Source organism: Streptomyces sp. NPDC058619 (genome assembly GCF_042717785.1).
GTDB lineage: Bacteria > Actinomycetota > Actinomycetes > Streptomycetales > Streptomycetaceae > Streptomyces.
This window is the reverse complement of sequence record NZ_JBHXQN010000009.1, coordinates 74,809-94,711: the sequence shown is the minus strand read 5'-3', so window position 1 is coordinate 94,711 and position 19,903 is coordinate 74,809. Positions and strand designations below refer to the sequence as shown.

Sequence of the window (19,903 nt, the reverse complement as noted above, 5' to 3'; positions counted from 1 at the left end):
GATGAGCAGCCCACGGGGTGAGACCCTGAGCCGCCGGCTCGCCGGAGTCGTCTTCCTGCTGGTCCCCGCCCTCCTCATCTGGCTGGCGATCGCGGTCTACGACAAGCAGTTCACCGACAGCGCCCCGATCACCGTCGAGACGGGCAGCGTCGGCAACGAGATGCACCCGGGCGCCGAGGTCAAGATGCGCGGCGTCGTCATCGGCGAGGTCCGCTCCATCGAGGCCACCGGCACGGGAGCCCGCCTCACCCTCGCGATGGATCCCGGCACCCTCGGCCGGGTCCCCTCCGACGTACGCGCCCAGATGCTGCCGACGACCCTGTTCGGCGAACGGTTCGTGGCGCTCGTCCCGCCGCCGGCGCCCTCGCCGGAGCCGATCGGCGCCGGAGCCGTCATCCCCGAGGACCGCTCCAGCAACGCCGTGGAACTCCAGCAGGTCCTGGACAACGTCCTGCCCATGCTCACCGCCGTCCAGCCGCAGAAGCTGTCCGCCACCCTGTCCGCCGTGTCCCGGGCCCTGGAAGGGCGCGGCGACAAGCTCGGTGCCACGCTCGCCCAACTGGACGCCCACCTGGCGAAGTTCAACCCGGAGCTGCCCGCGCTCAACCGCGACCTCCAGGAACTCGTGAAGGTCAGCAACCTGTACGCGGACGCGGCCCCGGACATCGTCACGGCGCTCACCGACTTCACCACCACCAGCGGCACCCTCGCCGAGAAGGAGAGCGAGCTGGCCGGCACCCTCGGGGCCACCACCCGCACCGCCCAGGACGTCACCTCCTTCCTGCGGCAGAACAAGGACAACATCATCCGGCTCAGCGCCGCCGGCCGGCCCACCCTGGAGCTGCTCGCCGAGTACTCCTCGTCCTTCCCCTGCACCCTGCGCACCCTCGCCGAGTTCGTGCCGGCCATGGACAAGGCGCTCGGCAAGGGCACCGACCAGCCCGGGCTGCACGTCAACGTGGTCACCGTGCCCTCGCGCGGCGCGTACGCACCCGGCCGCGACACCCCCTCCTACACCGCGGGCGGCGGTCCGCGCTGCTACCCCGTGCCCTACCTCGGCATCCCGGCCGCACCCGCCGTACGGCCCACGGCGGCAGCCGAGCAGAGCCTCGGACCCGCCAACTCCCCGCAGGAGAACGACTTCCTGAACGAGCTCCTCGCGCCCGCCGCCGAGAAGCAGGCCGGCGACCTGCCCGACTGGAGCAGCCTGCTGGCCGGACCCGCCTACCGAGGCACGGAGGTGATCCTCAAGTGACGGACGACCTCGCCCACACCCGACGGCGGCCCCTGACCGGCCCGCTGGTCAAGTCCCTCATCTTCGTCCTGGTCACCGCCCTCGCCACGACCGTGCTCGCGCTCAGCATCGCCAACACCGGCGTGAGCTCGGACACCCGCTCGTACAAGGCGCTGTTCACCGACGCCACCGGCCTCATCGACGGCGACAGCGTCCGGATCTCCGGCGTGAAGGTCGGGGAGGTGACCAGCGTCCGCGTCGTCGACCGGCGCACCGCCCAGGTCACCTTCCGCATCCGCGAAGACCGCACGCTCCCCGGCTCGGTGACCGCCGCCGTGAAATACCTCAACATGGTCGGGCAGCGCTACATCGCCCTCGACCGGGGCAGCGGCGATGTCGGCGGCACCCTGCGGCCCGGTGCCACCATCCCGCTGGACCGCACCACACCCGCGCTCGACATGACGCTGCTCTTCAACGGGTTCAAGCCGCTCTTCGAGGGCCTGTCGCCGGGTGACGTCAACGATCTCGCCGGCTCGCTCATCCAGGTCCTCCAGGGCGAGGGCGGCACGGTCGACAGCCTCATCCGGCACATCGGCTCGCTCACGCACACGGTCGCCGCCAAGGACAAGGTGATCGGCCAGGTCGTCACCAACCTCAACACCGTGCTGGACACGCTCAACAGCCGCGAGGCCGCCTTCGACGATCTCGTCGTCACCCTCCAGAAGCTCGTCACGGGCTTCAACGGCGACCGCAAACCCCTCGGCGCGGCCGTCCAGGCGATGGGCGACCTCACCACCGCGACCGCAGGACTCCTCCAGGACGGGCGCGCCCCCCTGAAGCAGAGCATCGGCGAACTGGGCCGCCTCTCGAACACCCTCGGCGACCACACGCCGCAGATCGAGGACTTCCTCGACAGGACACCGGCCAAGATGGCCGCCCTGGCCCGTCTGTCCTCGTACGGATCGTGGTTCAACCTCTACCTCTGCGAGGCCCGCGTGAGCGGTGTGAGCACCTCCGACGGCTCCAAGCCGCCGACCGGCATCGTCGTCACCGAATCGAGGTGCCGAGGATGAGCCGCCCGCCCCGGTTCACTCCCGTCAAGGCCCGCAACCCCGTCGCGGTGGCCGCCGTCGGTCTCGTCGTCCTCGCCCTGATCGCCGTCCTCGCCTACAACGCGGACCGCCTGCCGTTCGTCGGCACCGGCACCTCCTACAGCGCCGACTTCACCGAGGCCGCCGGACTCGGCACCGGCGACGAGGTGCGCATCGCCGGGGTCAAGGTCGGCTCGGTCACCGGCGTCGCCCTCGACGGGCCCAAGGTGAAGGTGACGTTCGAGGCCGGCGACGCCTGGATCGGCGACCGCTCCACCGCCGCCATCGCGATCAAGACCCTGCTCGGCGACAAGTACCTGGCCCTCGACCCGCTGGGCGCCGGACGCCAGGACCCCCGCAGCCGTATCCCGCTCGCGCGCACCACATCCCCGTACGACGTGACGCAGGCGTTCCAGGACCTCAGCGGCACCGTCGACGCCATCGACACCAAGAAGCTCGCCGAGAGCTTCGAGACGATCTCCGCCACCTTCAAGAACTCACCGCCCAACGTGCGCAGCGCCGCCACCGGCCTGTCCGAACTGTCCAAGTCCGTCTCCAGCCGTGACGCCCAGCTCACCCGGCTCCTCCAGGGGAGCCGGACGTTCACCAAGACCCTGGAGGGCAAGAAGTCCAGCTTCGAGACCCTGCTGGAGGACGGCGGTTCGCTGCTCGGCGAGCTCAAGGACCGGCGTGACGCCATCCGCGCCCTGCTCAAGGGCAGCCGGGACCTGGGCACGCAGCTCAGCGGCATCGTCGACGACAACGACCGGCAGCTCGGACCCACCCTCAAGGCGCTGAGCCGCGTCACCAAGGTCCTGGAGGAGAACAGCAGCCAGCTCGACAAGACCCTCGCCCTCGTCGGCCCGTACTACCGGCTCGTCGGCAACACCCTGGGCAGCGGTCACTGGTTCGACAGCTACCTGTGCGGAGTCGTGCCCCGGAACTACCTGCCCGAGGCGTCGCAGCCCAAGACCGGATGCCGGCCGCCGCAGCAGACGCCGGCGGCGGCGAAGGGGAGCGGTGAATGATGACCACACCCAGAAGGCCCCTCGCCATCGGGCTCGCCATCGTGGTGCTCGCGGCCTGCGGCCTCGTCGGCGTACGCCTCCTCGGCTCCGACGGCACCGGTGTCACCGCCTACTTCGACCGCGCCGTCGGCGTCTACGCCGGATCGGACCTGAGGATCCTCGGGGTGCGGGTCGGCGAGGTCGAGTCCGTGGAGCCCGAGGGCACCCGGGTACGCGTCCGCCTCCGCCTCGACGACGGCGTCCGCGTCGCGGCCGACGCGCGGGCCGTCATCGTGGCCCCGAGCATCGTCGCGGACCGGTACGTCCAGCTCACCCCGGCGTACAGTACGGGCCCGGCCCTCGCCGACGGAGCCCAGCTCGCCGCGTCCCGCAACCGCACCCCCGTCGAGATCGACCAGCTGTACGCCTCGATCACCGACCTCGGCAAGGCCCTCGGCCCCGACGGCGCCAATGCGACCGGCGCCCTGTCCGGCCTGCTCGACACCGGCGCCGAGAACCTCAAGGGCAACGGTGACGCGATCGGCACGTCCATCCGTGAGTTCGGCAAGGCGGCCAAGACCCTCGACGGCAGCAGCGACGACCTGTTCGCCACCCTCGGCCAGCTCCAGACGTTCACCACCATGCTGAAGGACAACGACGGCGACGTCCGCACCGCCCAGGAGCGCCTCGACGACGTGGTGACCTTCTTCGCCGCCAACAAGGACGACCTCGCGGGCGCCCTCGCCGAACTCGGCAAGGCCCTGGCCCAGGTGAAGACCTTCATCCAGAACAACCGCGCCGAGCTGAAGCAGAACGTCGACCGGCTCGTCCCCCTCACCCAGGCCCTCGTCGACCAGCGGGCCTCCCTCGCCGAGGCCCTGGACGTGGCCCCGCTCGCGGCGGCCAACGTGGTGGGCGCGTACAACGAGAACACCCGCACCCTCGACGGCCGGGCCAACCTCAACGAGATCAGCATGGGCGGACCGCTGCTCCCGCTGCCCGTGACCGGCGGTTCCTCGGCCACCGGCGGGAAGGGGGACCGGTGAAGCGCCGCGGCCCCTTCGCCGGCAAGGGCGCCGGGGCCAAGGCCGGCGGCATCGTCGCCCTGGGCGCGGTCGTCGTGCTCACCGTGACCGTGCTCCCCGGACTGCCCCGCTTCGACGGCATCGAGGACCTGCCGCTGCCCGGCGGCGCGGACCTCGGCTCCCACCCGTACACGGTCACCGCCGAACTGACCGACGTCCTCAGCCTCGTCCCGCAGTCCGCGGTCAAGGTCAACGACGTCGCCGTCGGCCGCGTCACCGAGATCCACCTCGGGACCGGCGACTGGACGGCGCGCGTCACCATGAAGATCAACGGCGACATCCGCCTGCCCGCCGACGCGGGCGCCCGCCTGCAGCAGTCCAGCCTGCTCGGCGAGAAGTTCATCGAACTCACCGCCCCCGCCAAGGACACGGGCGGTGCGCGCCTCGCCGACGGCAGCACGATCCCGCTCTCCCGCACCAGCCGCAACACCGAGGTCGAGGAGGTCTTCGGCGCCCTGTCCCTGCTGCTCAACGGCGGCGGGGTCAACCAGCTGAAGACCATCTCCAAGGAGCTGAACGCGGCGCTCGGCGGACGCGAACCCGAGGTCCGCTCCATGCTGGAGCGGGTCAACACCCTCGTCACCGACCTCGACGCCCACCGGGACGACATCACGCGCGCGCTCGACGGCGTCAACCGGCTCTCCGCCACCCTGGCCGGACGCAAGGAGGACGTGGGCAAGATCCTCACCGACCTCTCGCCCGGCCTCAAGTCCCTTGAGGAGCAGCGGGGTTCGCTCCTCACCATGCTGCGCGCCCTCGACACGCTGTCCGGTGTCACCGTCTCCACCGTGAACGCGAGCAAGGACGACATGGTCGCCGACCTCAAGGCACTGGCGCCGACCCTGAAGGCGCTCGCCGACGCCGGCACCGACCTGCCCGACTCCCTCCAGGCGCTGCTGACGTACCCCTTCACCGACGAGGTGATGCGGGGCGTCAAGGGCGACTACCTCAACACCTACCTGTACATCGCCGCCGAACCCGGCACGCGGGTCATCCCGCCGCTCGTCCCACAGGCCACACCCACCCCTCCGGCCGACCCGGGCACCCCTCCGGCCGACCCGGGCACCACCGTCCGCCAGAGCCCGTCCGGGACCGGGACCGGGGCCGCGAAGCCGACGTCAGCGCTCCCGCTGCCGCCCGTCCAGAGCGCCACACCGGCCGGGCCGTCCGCCACTCCGGGCGCGCCGGGCACCGAGACCGGAGCCCAAGCCGGAGGGAAGACCCCGTGATCACCCTCGCCGTACGGCTGAAGAACCTCGCGTTCCTCGTCATCGCCGTCCTCGTCCTCGGCTTCCTCGGCATCCGCTACGCCGACCTGGGCCGCTACGTCGGCGCCGCCGACTACTACACCGTCGACGTCCACCTCTCCCGCACCGGTGGCCTGTTCCCCCACTCGGACGTCACCTACCGGGGCGTCTCCGTGGGCCGCGTCGGCGCCATCGACCTCACCGCCGACGGGGTCGTGGCCCGGCTGCGCATCAAGAAGTCGGCCGCCCGCGTCCCCGCCGACGCGAAGGCCGTCGTCGCCGGACTGTCCGCCGTCGGCGAGCAGTACATCGACCTGCGGCCCGGCAGCGACCAGGGGCCCTACCTCGCGGAGGGGGCCCGTATCGACCAAGCCGACACCGAGGTCCCCGCTCCCGTCACCGACCTCCTGACCAGCATGAACGACCTCACCCGGTCCGTTCCGCTCGACTCGCTGCGCACGGTCGTCGACGAACTGGGCACGGCGTTCGAGGGGCACGGCGACGACCTCCAGGCCCTGATCGACAGCGGCAGCGCGTTCGTCCGGGCAGCCGACCGCTCCCTGCCCGCGACCACCCGCCTCATCAACGACGGCGAGGTCGTCCTGCGCACCCAGGCCGAAGAGGGGCAGGCCATCCGCGACTTCGCCACCGGCGCGCGCGACCTCGCCCTCACCCTCAAGGGCTCCGACAGCGACGTGCGCCGCCTCCTCGCCGTCACCCCGGACGCGGCCACGCAGGTCAGCGGCCTCCTGCGCGACCTCGACCCGAGCCTCGGCGTGGTCCTCGCCAACCTGCTCACCACCTCGGAAATCGCCGTCACCCGGCAGCGCGGCATGGAGGAACTCCTCGTGAAGTTCCCCGCGGCCGTCTCCGCGGGCGCCACCACCGTCGACGGAGGACGGATGAACCTCGGCATGGCCGTCACGTTCTTCAAGCCCCTGCCCTGTACCTCCGGTTACGGCGGTACGCGCTACCGCAACGGCCTCGACCTCGGTACCGCACCCGCCCTGAACACCGGAGCCTCCTGCACCAGTGCCGCCTCGTCCGGGACGAACGTGCGCGGCTCCGCGAACGCCCCGAAGGGCGGGGCCGTCCCCACCCCGGCCCGGCCCGGCTCCCTGCCCTCGGGCAGCTCCGGCTCCGCCGCCGCGCCGGCCGCGCCCGCCCTGCCCGGGGCGCTCGGCCTGCCGTCCCAGGACGGCGGGCCCACCGACATGGCCGGGCTGCTTGGCCTCGGAGCCGGGAGCGGCCGATGACGCGGGCGCGCGTCCTCGCGGGCGCGGCACTGGCGGTGGCGCTCGCCTTCTGCGGGACCGGCGCCTGGACGTACGCGCAGGCCCGCACCGACGACGCTCTCGCCTTCAGCCGGGAGCGGGACGAGGCCCTCGCCCAGGGCCGCGACCACATCGCGGTGCTCACCACCCTGGACGCGTCCACGCGCGAGCACGCGGAGGCCGGGATCAAGGCGTGGCGCGACGCCTCCACCGGGCCGCTGCACACCGAACTGAGCGCCACCCGGGCGGCGACGGGCGCCTCGGCGCGCGCCACCGTCACCGAGGCGGCCGTCACCGCGCTGGACGTGCGCGCTGGTACGGCGAAGCTCATCGCGACGGTGCGCGTCGACGTCACGCCCCAGGGCAGCTCGAAGACGACGAGCGACCGCAAGCGGCTCGAGGCCGTACTGGAGCGCACGGACGACCACACGTGGAAGGTCAGGGCGCTCAGCGCCGTCCCGGTGGCGGGCGCGGGCGCCGCCGGCGCCGTGACCTCCACCGGGGGGAGCGAGGCGAAGTGACGCGGCTGCCGGGGAAGACGACGGACGGGCATGCGGAGAGCGGGGCGCCGGAGGCTCCGCAGGAGCCGGTCGCGCAGGACACGGCCGCGCGTGCAAGCGCCGCGGCGGCCGGGGCCGGCGGTGGTTCCGACGGCCACGCCGCCCCGGCTGGCCGGGGCTCCGGCTCCCGTTTCGGCGGCCGGTGGCACACGACGGCCTTCGCGGCAGCCCTCGCCGTCCTGCTCCTGGGCGGGAGCGCCTCCTTCTACGGCGCACACCAGCTGCGCTCCACCCCGTCCGCACAGAACCGCGCCCTCGCCGACCCCGTGGCCACCGAGCGGGTGAGCGCCGAGATCGGCGACGGCCTGGCCAGGATCTTCTCGTACACCCCCACCGGCGCCGACGCCACCGCGCGATCGGCCCGGGCGGTGCTCGGGGGGCGGGCCGCCCGGCAGTACGACGACCTGTTCGCCCAGCTCCGCACGAACCTGGAAACACAGAAGATCACCCTGAACACGCAGGCCGTCCGCACCGGGGTGATCGAACTGGACGGGGACACCGCACGGCTGCTGGTGCTCCTCGACCAGACCTCGCGGCGGGACGAGGGCGCCACCACCTCGGCCGCGGCCCAGCTGACCGTCACCGCCCGGTTCCAGGAGAACCGTTGGCAGATCGTCGACATCAAGGCCCGCTGAGAGATGAGCGGGAGACGGGACCACCCCATGACACTCGCGTTCCGCACCCTCGGGGGCGCCCGGCCGATCCTGGCCGCCGCCCTCGTACTCACCCTGATCGCGGGCGGTTTCGCCGCCTGGGCCGGCCTGGGATGGTACGGGGCGAGCCACGACGAGTCCGCCGCGTACGCCGTCCAGCGCGACCGGGCGCTCGCGGCGGCGGAACAGGCCGTGCAGAACCTCAACACCCTCGACCACACCAAGGTTGACCAGGGCCTCGACCTGTGGGAGTCGTCCACAGCCGGTGAACTGCACGCCCAACTCGTTCAGGGACGAACCGAGTTCGCGAATCAGGTCAAGGCTGCGAAGACGGTGACGACAGCCCGGGTGCTGTCCGGCGCCGTCACCGAACTGGACGACCGCGCGGGCCGGGCCCGGGTGCTGGTCGCCCTGCGGATCACGGTGAAGGCGGCCGACGACAAGAGCAGCGAGAAGGACAGCCGCATGCTCGGTGAACTGACCCGCACCGGGACCCACTGGAAGCTCAGCGCGCTGGGCCAGGCGCCCGTGGGTGGCACGGCGTCCGGCTGACCGGCCACCGCACCGCGAGAGCCACCCGCATCCGAGAGGACACGCACGATGTCGACGACCCGCCACCTCATCAACCGCCAGCGCCGCCGCCGGGCCGTCGGCGGCCAGACGGTCCCCGCAGCGCGCGCCACCGGGGACACGGGACCGGAGGAGCCCCCCGGCGGCGCGTCCCGCCCGCCCGTGGGCGGCCTGCGCGCGCCCGCGCCGCCGCGGACACCGGCGGAGAAGGCGGACGGGGCGCGGAAGACCGCCGGCTCGAAGCGGCAGGAGCCGCCGGAGCGCGGCGAAGGGTCCCGGGCGGCCGGCACGGGCAGGGGCGGTGGGAGGCACCTCGCCCCCCTCCTGATCCTCTGCGTCCTCACCGTCCTCCTCGGAGCCTTCGCCGGCTTCGCCCAGAGCCGGGCCGCGGCGCTGCGGGACGATCCGGTGCGCGGCAACACCGCGCTCACCGACCTCGCCCGCACCAGTGAGATCAAGGGCCAGACCGCCAAGGCCGTGGCCTCCCTCTTCTCGTACGACCACGCGAAGCCGGACGCCTTCGAGAGCGCGTCGAAGACCTTGCTCACCGGCAAGGCCGTCACCCAGCACCGGGCCCTCTTCGGGGACGTCCTCGCCCAGGCCGGGAAGCAGAAGACGGTGGTCACCACGACGGTCACCGACAGCGCGGTCGAGCGCATCGACGGAGACCGGGCGCGCGTCCTGATCTACGCGGACCAGAGCAGCGTGGGCACGGCGGGGACCGAGAAGCAGGCCCCCCAGGACCAGGGCGTCTACGCGGGCGCGATGTTCGCCCTCGACCTCGTCGTACGCGACGGGCGCTGGCTCGTGGAGGGCATCGACACCTTCGGCCGCTGAGCCGGGTCCGCGCGCCTGCCGCCGTGACGCCGGAACCCGGTGTCCGCCCGGGCGGCCCCCCATCCGTCCGCACGCCGACCGGTTCCGCCCGCTCGAGACGTGCTGAAAGACCGCCCCGGCGGGGCCGCGCCATCGGTGCGGCTCCCACGGGGGCGGCGGTGCGACGGAACCGGGGTCAGCAGCCCGGGAAATCGCCTGGCGGCTGTTCATCGGCGAGGCGACGGTCAAGAGCCACCTCAACCGCACCATGAGCAAGCTGGGCCTGGAGAGCCGCGCGCAGGCGGGGTCGCGGCCTACGAGAGCGGCCTGGTGGTACCGGGCGGCCACGCCTGAGGCCCGGGAAATCACGTCTGAGGCCCGGGAGGCGGGTCCCGGTCCACCGGACGGCCACCCGGTGTCCGCCCGCCCGTTCCGCCCGCCGGTGGGGTTTGTCGGTCGGGCGTGCTTTGCTGGGGGCATGATCGATGAGTTCCTGGCCCGTGGCCTGTCCGATGTCGAAGAGGCCGTCCGCAAGGCGGCGGCGGTAGAGATCATGCCGAGGTTCCGGCAGCTCGCCGAGCACGAGGTCGACCAGAAGAGCGGTCCGCACGACCTGGTGACCATCGCGGACCGGCAGGCCGAGGAGCACCTCACCGCCTCCCTGACCCGGCTGCTGCCCGGCTCGGCCGTGGTCGGCGAGGAGGCCGTGCACGCCGATCCGGCGGTGTACGGCGCGCTGCGCGAGGACGCCCCCGTGTGGATCGTCGACCCGGTCGACGGCACCCGCCAGTTCGTCAACGGGGACCCCGCCTTCTGCACCCTGGTCGCGCTCGCCCACCGGGGCGAGATCCTGGCCTCATGGACCTTCGCCCCGGCGCTGGAGGAGATGTCAACGGCCGTCCGCGGACAGGGGGCGTATGTCAACGGTGTCCGCATCCACAGCGGTTCGCCCGACCCGGGCGCCGACCTGCGGGTCGCCACGGCCCACCCGCTGTACACCTCCGAGGCGGACAAGCGGGCCCTGTCCCGGCTGGACGTGCCCGGTGTCGCGGCCCGCCCCTGCGGTTCCGCGGGACTGGAGTACCTGCGGGTGGCCCGCGGCGAGATGGACGGCCTGGCCTTCACCTGGCCCTCCGCCTGGGACCACGCGGCCGGTCTGCTGCTGGTCGCCGAGGCGGGCGGGGCCCAGAGCACGGTCGACGGGGTCCCCTTCCGGGTGGACCGCGACAACGCGCTGCCCTTCGCGGTCGGCCGGGACGAGGCCACCGCGATACGCATCCGGGAACTGCTCCGGGGCGCGTAGCGGACCGGCCGCCCCGAAGGGCGCCATATCCTGGTGGTGCAGGCGCCGCCGGACGAAGGAGTCGCAAGTGTCGTCGATTCTCGATGCGGTCGTGGTGGGGGCGGGGCCCAACGGGCTGACGGCCGCCGTCGAACTGGCCCGCCGCGGCCTCTCGGTGGCCGTCTTCGAGGCCGCCGACTCGATCGGCGGGGGAGCGCGGACCGAGGAGCTCACCCTCCCCGGCTTCCGCCACGACCCCTGCTCGGCCGTGCACCCCCTGGGCATCGGCTCGCCGGTCTTCGCCACGATGCCCCTGAAGCGGTACGGGCTGGAGTGGCTGCACGCCCCGCTGCCCATGGCGCACCCCTTCGACGACGGCACCGCCGCCGTCCTGTCCCGCTCCGTCGCCGAGACGGCGGGATCCTTCGGGCCGCGCGACGCGGGCGCCTACCGCCGCCTGGTCGCGCCGTTCCTCGGCAAGTGGGACACCCTGGCCCGGGACTTCATGTCGCTGCCGAACACCGCGCTGCCCCGGGACCCCGTCACGCTCGCCCGGTTCGGGCTGGCCGGGCTGCCGCCCTCCACCTGGCTGCTGCGCCGGTTCCGCGACGAGCCCGCACGCGCCCTCTTCGCGGGACTCGTGGCGCACGTCATCGCCCCCCTCGGCGGGATCGGCACCGGCGCCGTCGGTCTGGTCTTCGCCCTGGCCGCGCACGCGAACGGCTGGCCGCTGCCGCGCGGCGGCTCGCAGTCCATCTCCGACGCCCTCGCCGCGTACCTGCGCGACCTCGGCGGGACCGTCCACACCGGCTTCGAGGTGAAACGGCTCGACGAGCTGCCGCCGGCCCGCGCCTACGTCTTCGACACCTCGCCGACCGCGCTCGCCCGCATCGCCCGCCTGGGCAACGCCTACGACGGCTACCGGTACGGCGCGTCCGTCTTCAAGATCGACTACGCGCTGGACGGCCCCGTCCCCTGGACCGCCGAGGAACCGCGCCGGGCCGGAACCGTCCAGATCGGGCCGCGCAGCCGGGACATCGACGCCGCCCTCCAGCTGGCCTCGGGCGGCCGGGCCCCCCGTACGCCCTTCCTCATCACCGCGCAGCCCAGCCTCGTCGACCCCGGCCGGGCGCCCGAGGGCAAGCACGTGTTCTGGGCGTACGGGCACGTCCCCGCGCGCTGGGACGGCGACCTCACCGACGCCGTCGAGCGTCAGCTGGAGCGCTTCGCACCCGGCTTCCGCGACCTGGTGCTGGCCCGCGCCACGGCCGGGCCGCCGCAGCTGGCCGCCAAGAACGCCAACTACGTCGGCGGGGACATCGCCTGCGGCGCCGCCTCCGGGCTCCAGCTCCTGCTGCGCCCGAAGCTGACCCTCTCCCCGTACACGACGGCGCACCCGGCCGTCTTCCTCTGCTCCTCGGCGACCCCGCCGGGCCCGGGCGTGCACGGCATGTCGGGCCACAACGCGGCCAAGGCGGTCTGGCGCCACCTGCGCCAGGGCTCCTGAGCCGCGGGGCCCGGGCACAGGGCCCGGGCACAGGGCCCGGGCACAGGGACCCGCGCCCCCGCCCGGCCGGCCGTCCGCGCGGCAGGCCGGCCGTCCGCCCGTCCGCCCGCGACACAGGGCCTCCCGGCGGTGCCTCGGATAGGGTGAATCCGAAGGAAATCAGGCCCCCCGGGGTGAGGTCGGTGCGTTGGACGCTTACCAGTCGACGAGCGAGGTGCCGGACCAGCCGGCGGCGGCTGTCGGGTACGCGGGTGTGCTCCGCGAGCTGCTCCCCCTCGCCCTGTGGCGGGAAGACGCCGACGGGCTGATCGTGGAGTGGTCCCTCGCCGCCCAGGACCTGCTCGGACACCGCCCCGCCGACATCCTCGGCCGCCCCGGCCGCTCCGTGCTCGTCCCCGAGGTCAACCGCGGGCTCGCCGACGACCTGACCCGCCGCGTCCAGGCCGGGGAGACCGTCGTCGGGACGCTGCCCGTGCGCCACCGTGACGGCCACCGCGTGACCATGGAGATGTGGATCGTCCCCGCCGCCGACCCCCAGGGGCGCACCGGGGCGATGCTGATCGCCGTGGAGACCTCAGAGGTCCTCCACATGCGGGACTCCCTCGCCGCCCTGCAGACCCTGTTCACCCAGTCGCCGATCGGCCTCGCCACCCTCGGCACCGACCTGCGGTTCCTGCGGGTCAACGACGCGCTGGCCCGGATGAACGGCGTCTCCGCCGCCGGGCACCTGGGCAAACGGCTCACCGAGGTGGTGCCCGGCGTCAACGCCATCGCGCTGGAGGCGACGATGCGGCAGGTCCTCGACCGCGGCACGGCCGTCGTCGACGTCCGCCGCACGGGACGGACCCCCGCCGACCCGGAGCACGACCGCACCTGGTCCTGCTCGTACGCCCCGCTGCTGGACGGCAACGGGCGGCCGCTCGGCGTGATCGCCTCCCTCATCGACATCACCGAGGGCCAGTGGGCCCAGGCCGAGGCGGGCCGGGCCCGGGGCCGGTTCGCCCTGCTCGCCGAGGCCGGCACCCGGATCGGTACCACCCTGGACCTGAAGCAGACCGCCCAGGAGATCGTCGAGGTCCTGGTGCCGCAGCTCGCCGACTCGGCCGACGTCCAGCTGCTGGAGGCCGTACTCGAACCGGACGACGCCGGGGCCTCCACGCGCGGCGTCCTGCGCCGGCTGGCCGCCCGGTTCCCCGACCCGACGGCCCCCACCGCGAAACTCGCCGCGGGCCAGACCTTCCAGATCCCCCGGGGCACCGTCTACGAGCGGGTCATCGAGGGCGGGCGGGCCATGAACCTCTACCTCTCCGACATCCCCGCGCTGATCACCGACCCGCGTGCCGAGGCCCTGCGCGCCTACCTCGCCACCCTCGGCTCCGCGCGCCTGATCCCCCTGGTCGCCCGGGGGACCGTGCTGGGCGCGGTCGCCGTCACCCGGGTCCGCGAGCGGGAGCCGTTCGACGAGGAGGACTGCGTGCTCGTCGACGAGCTGGTCGCCCGCGCGGCCCTCAACATCGACAACGCCCGGATGTACACCCGCCAGCGGCAGGCCGCCCTGACCCTCCAGCGCAGCCTCACCAACAGCGAGCTGCCCCGGGTCGCCGGCCTGGAGCTCACCGGGCGCTACCTGCCCGCCAGCGACCACGACGTGGGCGGGGACTGGTTCGACGTCATCCGGCTGTCCGGCGGGCGGACCGGGATGGTCATCGGCGACGTCATGGGCCACGGCATCCACGCGGCGGCCGTCATGGGGCAGCTGCGCACGGCCGTCCGGACCCTCGCGCGCCACGAGGTGCCCCCGGCGCAGCTGCTCCGCTCGCTGGACGCCGTGGTGGCCGACCTGGGGGAGGACGAGATGGCCACCTGCGTGTACGCCGTCCACGACCCGGTGACGGGGGTGTGCGAGATCGCCCGCGCCGGCCACCCGCCGCCGGCCGTGGTCACCGCCGACGGGACGATCTCGTTCCTCGACGGTTCGCCGGGGACCCCGCTGGGCACCGGGGGGCAGGACTTCCGCACCGAGGCGGTGCCGCTGCCCGCTGGGACGCTGCTCGCGCTGTACACCGACGGGCTCATCGAGGCCCGGGACCGCGACCTGGACCAGGGCATGGAGCAGCTGGCGCTGGCGCTGGGGGACGTACGGCAGCCCCTGGAGGAGCTGTGCGACGGGATCCTCGCGGGGCTGCTGCCGGGCGCCCCGCAGGACGACGTGGCGGTCCTGCTGGCCCGCACCCTGCCCGTGTGACCGGTGGCCCGTGACGGGCGGCCCGTACGGGCCGCCCGTCACGGGCCGGACCGGGAGGCGGACCCGGCGGCCCGGCCGGCACCGGCCGCGTCACCAGGCCAGGTCCTCCAGCGCTTCCAGGTCGAGCGGGGCCGCCGCGGGCGGTTCCGCGCCCCCGGTCAGCGGCAGCTCGGCCCAGATCACCTTGCCGCGCTCGGTGTACCGGGTGCCCCACCGCTCGGCGTACTGCGCCACGAGGAACAGCCCGCGCCCGCCCTCGTCGGTGGTGGCCGCGTACCGCAGGTGCGGGGAGGTGCTGCTGCCGTCGGAGACCTCGCAGATCAGGCTCCGGTCGCGCAGCAGGCGTACCCGTACGGGCGCGCTGCCGTACCGGATGGCGTTGGTGACCAGTTCGCTGAGGATCAGCTCGGCGGGGAAGGCGATCTCCTCCAGGCCCCAGGCGGTGAGCTGCGCCGAGCCCGCGTTGCGCACCCGCGACACGGCCGACGGCTCCCCGGGCACCTCCCACTCGGCGATCCGGTCGGGTTCCAGGCGCCGGGTGTCGGCGATCAGCAGGGCGATGTCGTCGCTCGGCGTCGGGAACAGCAGGGCGGCGAGCACGTCCGCGCAGGCCTGGTCGGGGCTCCGGCCCGGCCGGGCCAGGGTCTCGGCGAGCAGGATCAGCCCGGTGTCGAAGTCCCGGTCGCGGTCCTCGACCAGGCCGTCGGTGAACAGCACGAGCCGGCTCCCCTCGGGCAGCCGCAGCTCGGTGGCCTCGAAGGGCATGCCGCCGACGCCGAGGGGGAGGCCGGCCGGCAGCTCGGGGTACTCCACGCGCCCGTCGGAGTGGACCAGGGCGGGCCCCGGATGCCCGGCGCTCGCCATCAGGCACCGACCGGAGACGGGGTCGTAGACGGCGTACAGGCAGGTGGCGCCGGTGACGGCGGCGGGCTCGTCGAGGAGCTCCGGACCACCGGGGCCGGAGGCGTCGGCGGGCCCGCCGGAGCCGTCGGCGCCGGAGCCGTCGTCGGCCGGGCCGGGCCCGGACTCGTTCTGGTCGATCCGGTGGATCAGCTCGTCCAGGTGCCCGAGCAGCTCGTCGGGCGGCAGGTCCAGGGTGGAGAAGTTGTGCACGGCGGTCCGCAGCCGGCCCATCGTGGCCGCCGCGTGCACCCCGTGCCCGACGACGTCCCCGACGACCAGTGCCACCCGGGCCCCGGGCAGCGGGATCACGTCGAACCAGTCGCCGCCCACCCCCGCCTTCGCCGGGAGGTACCGGAACGCGACGTCCACGGCCGTCTGGTCGGGCAGCACCCGGGGCAGCAGGCTCCGCTGGAGCGCCACGGCCGTCGCGTGCTCCCGCGTGTAGCGGCGGGCGTTGTCGATGGAGACGGCCGCGCGCGCCCCGAGCTCCTCGGCGAAGGACAGGTCCTCCTCGTCGAACGCCTCCGGGGTGTCGGCGGCCCGCCAGAAGTTGGCCATGCCCAGGACCACCCCGCGCGCCTGGAGCGGTACGGAGATCAGCGAGTGCAGCCCGTAGTCGAGGGCCAGCCGGGTCCCGGCCGCGTCCTGGGCCCGCCACCCCATGGCGGAGTTCAGATCGGCCGCGAGCACCGCGTGCCCGGCGTTCAGCGCCGCCGACATCGGGGCCGTCGACACGACGAAGCGGATGAGGTCGCCGACGGGCTGGAGCGGCTGGTCGGTGCGGACGCCGGACATCGCCGCCCGGCGCATCTCGGTGTACACGCCGCCGGCCCGGACGGGCTCGTCCCCGCGCAGCACCGGCTCCAGCAGTTCCACGGTGACGAAGTCCGCGAAGCGCGGCACGGCCACCTCGGACAGCTCCTCGGCGGTCCGCACCACGTCCAGGGTCGTGCCGATCCGCACCCCGGCGTCGTACAGCAGCTGGAGCCGCCCCCGGGCCACCTCGGCCCGGCCGGAGAGCGAGGCGAGCTCGGTGGTGTCGCGCAGGGTCATGACGCTGCCGGTGGGCCGGCCCGCGTACGGCTCGGTGGGCCGTACGTTGACGGCCAGCAGCCGGTCGCCCGCCAGGTGGACCTCGTCCGTGGCGACCCGGCCGGAGACGAGCAGCTCGGTGGTGCGCGGGTCGAGGCCGAGTTCGGCGACGTGACGGCGCTCGGCGTCGGCGGGCAGGCCCAGGAGGCGGCGGGCCTCGTCGTTGGCCAGGACCAGCCGGCCGTCGGCGCCGATGATGAGCACGCCCTCGCGCACGGCGTGCAGGACCGCCTCGTGGTGCTCGCTCATCCGGGACATCTCGGCGGCGCCCAGGCCGTGCGTCTGGCGCCGCAGCCGGCGGCTGACGAGCGCGGCGCTGCCGGTGCCGAGCAGCAGGGCGCAGACGGCGGCCCCGAGCAGCAGCGGGAGCTGGTCCTCGACCACGTCGGAGACGTTCTCGACCTCGATGCCGGTGCTGACCAGGCCGACGACGGCGCCGCGCGCGTCCCGTACGGGCACCACGGCCCGGACCGCGTCGCTCGGCGCGCCCTCGAAGGACTCGGTGAACGACTGCCCGGCGGCGGCGCGGGCGAGGTCGCCGGTGGCGCGCCGGCCGATGAGCTCGGGCCGCGAGTCGGTGTAGCGGATCCCGGAAGGGTCCATGACGGCGAGGAAGTCGATCCCCGACGCCCGGCGGGCTGCCTCGGCCAGCGGCTGGAGCTCGACGGTCGGGTTCGGCGCCCGCAGGGCCTCGGGGAGGCCGGGGGCGTGCGCGAAGGCCTCGGCGGCCGCGAGGGAGCGGTGGCGGGCGTCGCGCTGGCTGTCGAACCGGGCCTGGACCACCAGGGCCACCGAGGCGGCGGTGATCAGCAGCAGCACGATGGCCGCCTGGAGGGCGAAGACCTGACCGGCGACACTGCGCACCCCCAGGGACAGGCGCGCGAGCAGCCGCGCACCCCACCCGGTCGGCTGGCGACCCTTACGTCCGGTCATGAGCCATTTCTAACACTGTCGCGGTGGTTTGGCGGCGGCTCCGCGGGCGTCGGCGGCCGCCCGGTGCCGCCGGGACCGCGCCCGGGTCCCGGGGCGGTGCCGGAGCCGCCGCCGTACGGGCCCGCGCACCCCGGCCCGGGAACGGCCGGGACCCGGACCCCCGAAGGGGCCCGGGCCCCGGCCACCGCGACCGGGACCGGGATGCCGGTCCTCGGAAACCGGGTCCGGTCAGAGGATGTCGGCGGCGATGCCGGCCGCGACCCGCTCCAGCAGGGGGCCCGCGTTCGGGATGGACTTGGCCGGGTCGGGCTCCAGGTCCGTCAGCGGGTACGCCCGGCGGATCCCGGCAGCCTCCAGGGCCTCCTGGCTCAGCAGCAGCCGGCCGCAGACCGCCACCACGGGCTTGCCCGCCGCGCGCGCGGCGGCCGCCACGCCCGCCGGGGCCTTGCCGTGCAGGGTCTGCTCGTCCAGCGAACCCTCGCCGGTGATGACCACCGTGGCGCGCTCCAGCGCCGGCGCGAAGCCCAGTACCTCCAGCATCAGCTCGATGCCGGGGCGGAACGTCGCGCCGAGCAGCAGCGCCCCGTATCCGATGCCGCCGGCGCCGCCCGCGCCCGGGAGCACCGCGCACTCGGCGGCCTTCGCCCCGATCGACTTCTCCAGCACCACCGCGAAGTGGGCCAGCGCCGCGTCGAGGGTCGCCACGTCCTGCGGCGAGGCGCCCTTCTGCGGGCCGTAGACCGCGGGCGCGCCCTTGGGGCCCGTCAGGGGGTTGTCCACGTCGCTGGCGAGGACGAAGTCCACGTCGGCGAAGCGCGGGTCGATCCCGGACAGGTCCGCGGAGGCCAGCGAGGCCAGTGCGCCGCCGCCCGGTCCGACCGGTTCGCCGTTCGCATCCAGGAACACCGCGCCCAGTGCGGCCAGCATGCCGGCGCCGCCGTCGGTGGTGGCGCTGCCGCCCACGCCGAAGACGATCGAGCGGGCGCCCGCGTCCAGGGCGGCCTTCAGCAGCTCGCCCGAGCCGTACGTGGTCGCGGTCAGCGCCGCGAAGGTGCCCGCCGGCAGCAGCTGCAGCCCGGAGGCCTCCGCCATCTCGACCACCGCGGTGCCGTCGCGCAGCGCGAAAGCGGCCGTGACCTGGTCACCGAGGGGCCCGGTGACCCGTACCTCCCGGCGTTCGAAACCGGCCGCCACAGCGGCCGCGACCGTTCCGTCGCCGCCGTCCGCGACGGGGAGGGTCTCGATCTCCACGCCCGGTACGGCCGAGCGAAGACCGGCCGTCACCCGCTCCGCGACCTGCACGGCCGTGAGCGAGCCCTTGAATTTGTCCGCGGCGATGAGCACGCGCGCGGTCTCAGTTACTGCTCCGTCCGTCACTTGCCATTCCCTTGCTGTCGAACAGTGCAGTCGCGCCGCCATGAGCCTAACCGGAGGATCCTCCTATGCCCATGGGTGTCCTGGGCCACACCCGGCGCCCCATCGCCCCAAAGGGGTATGTACCACCTCATAGTGGGGCCGCATGAGTGCGGAATCGCCGGAACAGTCCCGTCCGGACGGCCCGGGCAGGGAACTCCGCGCCGGACCCCGGCGCGGGACCGGCCCGACACCGCGCCCCGCACGGGCGCGGGGCGCGGAGTCCAGGGGCCGCGACCGCGAGGACGGCGGGGGCGCCGGGTCCCCGGCCGCGTGAACGTGCGGGAGTACGGACGTGCCCGACCAGCGGGCCGGCCCGCTGGTCGGGCTGTCGGCGCGGTGCCGCCCCGCCTCCGGACGGCGACCGATTGATCCGCAATGGCGGCCTTCGGGAGGGGGCCTCCGCCCGCCCGGGGTGCCTGGGTAGGGTGGCGTCGTGACCACCACGGATGACTACGCCACCTACATCGCGAGCCTGCCCCGGGTGCTGGCCGCAGCCGCCGCCCTCTACCGCGACGCGGAGGGCCGGGTGCTGCTCGTCGAGCCCAACTACCGCGCGGGCTGGGCCCTTCCGGGTGGCACCATCGAGTCCGACCTGGGCGAGTCGCCGCGGACGGCCGCCCGCCGCGAGAGCGCCGAGGAGATCGGCATCGACGTGCCGCTGGGCCGGCTGCTCGCGGTGGACTGGACCCTCGGCGCGGCCCGCCCGCCGATCGTCGCGTACCTCTACGACGGCGGGGTGCTGGACGCGCAGCAGCTCGCCTCCGTCACGCTCCAGGAGGAGGAACTGCTCTCCTGGCGGCTCGTCGAGCCCGCCGAACTGACCGCGTACCTGCCCGGATCGCTCGGCCTGCGCACCGTGGAGGCCTACCGGGTCCTGCAGTGCGGCGAGGGCGCCGCGGAACTGGAGAACGGCCGCCCGCCGGCCGCCGGCTAGGACGCCCGCGCCACCCCGGAGCCCGCCACCCCGGGGCCCCGCCGCCCGGAGCCC

16 protein-coding genes and 1 pseudogene are annotated in these 19,903 nt (G+C 74.2%); 15 read left to right on the top strand and 2 right to left on the bottom strand.

Annotation, left to right across the window (positions count from 1 at the left end; all coding sequences use genetic code 11):
- Position 1: 1 nt before the first annotated feature.
- The 14 genes and pseudogenes from ACFWTC_RS11970 (at position 2) to ACFWTC_RS11905 (ending at position 14,571) form a co-directional block, all read left to right on the top strand.
- Complete coding sequence (locus ACFWTC_RS11970; RefSeq protein ID WP_384027941.1) at positions 2-1,255, top strand: MCE family protein; 1,254 nt, start codon at positions 2-4, stop codon at positions 1,253-1,255.
- Positions 1,252-2,307 carry an MCE family protein gene (locus ACFWTC_RS11965; RefSeq protein WP_384027942.1) on the top strand — a complete coding sequence of 352 codons (1,056 nt, stop codon included), beginning with the start codon at positions 1,252-1,254 and terminating at the stop codon, positions 2,305-2,307. The genes ACFWTC_RS11970 and ACFWTC_RS11965 overlap by 4 nt, the downstream gene beginning before the upstream one ends.
- Positions 2,304-3,353 (top strand): MCE family protein, encoded by a 1,050-nt coding sequence (locus ACFWTC_RS11960; protein ID WP_383915661.1) that lies wholly within the window; start codon positions 2,304-2,306, stop codon positions 3,351-3,353. The genes ACFWTC_RS11965 and ACFWTC_RS11960 overlap by 4 nt, the downstream gene beginning before the upstream one ends.
- Positions 3,350-4,378, top strand: a complete 1,029-nt coding sequence (locus tag ACFWTC_RS11955) for an MCE family protein (protein WP_383915659.1) — start codon at positions 3,350-3,352, stop codon at positions 4,376-4,378. The genes ACFWTC_RS11960 and ACFWTC_RS11955 overlap by 4 nt, the downstream gene beginning before the upstream one ends.
- The gene (locus ACFWTC_RS11950) at positions 4,375-5,646 is read left to right on the top strand and encodes an MCE family protein (RefSeq protein ID WP_383915657.1); all 1,272 of its coding nucleotides are present in this window, start codon (positions 4,375-4,377) and stop codon (positions 5,644-5,646) included. The genes ACFWTC_RS11955 and ACFWTC_RS11950 overlap by 4 nt, the downstream gene beginning before the upstream one ends.
- Positions 5,643-6,920 carry an MCE family protein gene (locus ACFWTC_RS11945; RefSeq protein WP_383915655.1) on the top strand — a complete coding sequence of 426 codons (1,278 nt, stop codon included), beginning with the start codon at positions 5,643-5,645 and terminating at the stop codon, positions 6,918-6,920. Before ACFWTC_RS11950 ends, ACFWTC_RS11945 begins: the two co-directional genes overlap by 4 nt.
- Positions 6,917-7,459, top strand: coding sequence for a hypothetical protein (locus tag ACFWTC_RS11940; RefSeq protein WP_384027943.1), 543 nt, complete (start codon positions 6,917-6,919; stop codon positions 7,457-7,459). Before ACFWTC_RS11945 ends, ACFWTC_RS11940 begins: the two co-directional genes overlap by 4 nt.
- The gene (locus ACFWTC_RS11935) at positions 7,456-8,133 is read left to right on the top strand and encodes a hypothetical protein (RefSeq protein WP_383915651.1); all 678 of its coding nucleotides are present in this window, start codon (positions 7,456-7,458) and stop codon (positions 8,131-8,133) included. Before ACFWTC_RS11940 ends, ACFWTC_RS11935 begins: the two co-directional genes overlap by 4 nt.
- A 27-nt stretch (positions 8,134-8,160) precedes the next feature.
- Positions 8,161-8,703, top strand: a complete 543-nt coding sequence (locus tag ACFWTC_RS11930; RefSeq protein WP_383915649.1) for a hypothetical protein — start codon at positions 8,161-8,163, stop codon at positions 8,701-8,703.
- A 48-nt stretch (positions 8,704-8,751) separates the two neighbouring features.
- Positions 8,752-9,558 (top strand): hypothetical protein, encoded by an 807-nt coding sequence (locus tag ACFWTC_RS11925; protein ID WP_383915647.1) that lies wholly within the window; start codon positions 8,752-8,754, stop codon positions 9,556-9,558.
- A 184-nt stretch (positions 9,559-9,742) separates the two neighbouring features.
- A pseudogene (locus ACFWTC_RS11920) lies at positions 9,743-9,829 on the top strand (LuxR C-terminal-related transcriptional regulator); the annotation flags it as partial.
- Positions 9,830-10,015: 186 nt separating this feature from the next.
- Positions 10,016-10,840: an inositol monophosphatase family protein gene (locus tag ACFWTC_RS11915; RefSeq protein ID WP_383915645.1), complete on the top strand. Its 825-nt coding sequence runs from the start codon at positions 10,016-10,018 to the stop codon at positions 10,838-10,840.
- Between the two features lie 67 nt (positions 10,841-10,907).
- Positions 10,908-12,326, top strand: coding sequence for a phytoene desaturase family protein (locus tag ACFWTC_RS11910; protein ID WP_383915643.1), 1,419 nt, complete (start codon positions 10,908-10,910; stop codon positions 12,324-12,326).
- 187 nt (positions 12,327-12,513) lie between these two features.
- Positions 12,514-14,571: a SpoIIE family protein phosphatase gene (locus tag ACFWTC_RS11905; protein WP_384027944.1), complete on the top strand. Its 2,058-nt coding sequence runs from the start codon at positions 12,514-12,516 to the stop codon at positions 14,569-14,571.
- 90 nt (positions 14,572-14,661) lie between these two features.
- Here ACFWTC_RS11905 and ACFWTC_RS11900 read toward each other — a convergent pair whose 3' ends face one another.
- Both ACFWTC_RS11900 and ACFWTC_RS11895 read right to left on the bottom strand, forming a co-directional pair.
- A complete protein-coding gene (locus ACFWTC_RS11900) occupies positions 14,662-17,499 on the bottom strand; it encodes a SpoIIE family protein phosphatase (protein WP_384027945.1) in 2,838 nt (945 codons plus the stop codon).
- A 228-nt stretch (positions 17,500-17,727) separates the two neighbouring features.
- Positions 17,728-18,876: a glycerate kinase gene (locus ACFWTC_RS11895; protein WP_384027946.1), complete on the bottom strand. Its 1,149-nt coding sequence runs from the start codon at positions 18,874-18,876 to the stop codon at positions 17,728-17,730.
- Positions 18,877-19,348: 472 nt separating this feature from the next.
- Between ACFWTC_RS11895 and ACFWTC_RS11890 the strand changes: the two genes are divergently transcribed.
- Positions 19,349-19,849, top strand: coding sequence for an NUDIX domain-containing protein (locus tag ACFWTC_RS11890; RefSeq protein WP_383932112.1), 501 nt, complete (start codon positions 19,349-19,351; stop codon positions 19,847-19,849).
- The last annotated feature ends 54 nt before the right edge of the window (positions 19,850-19,903 follow it).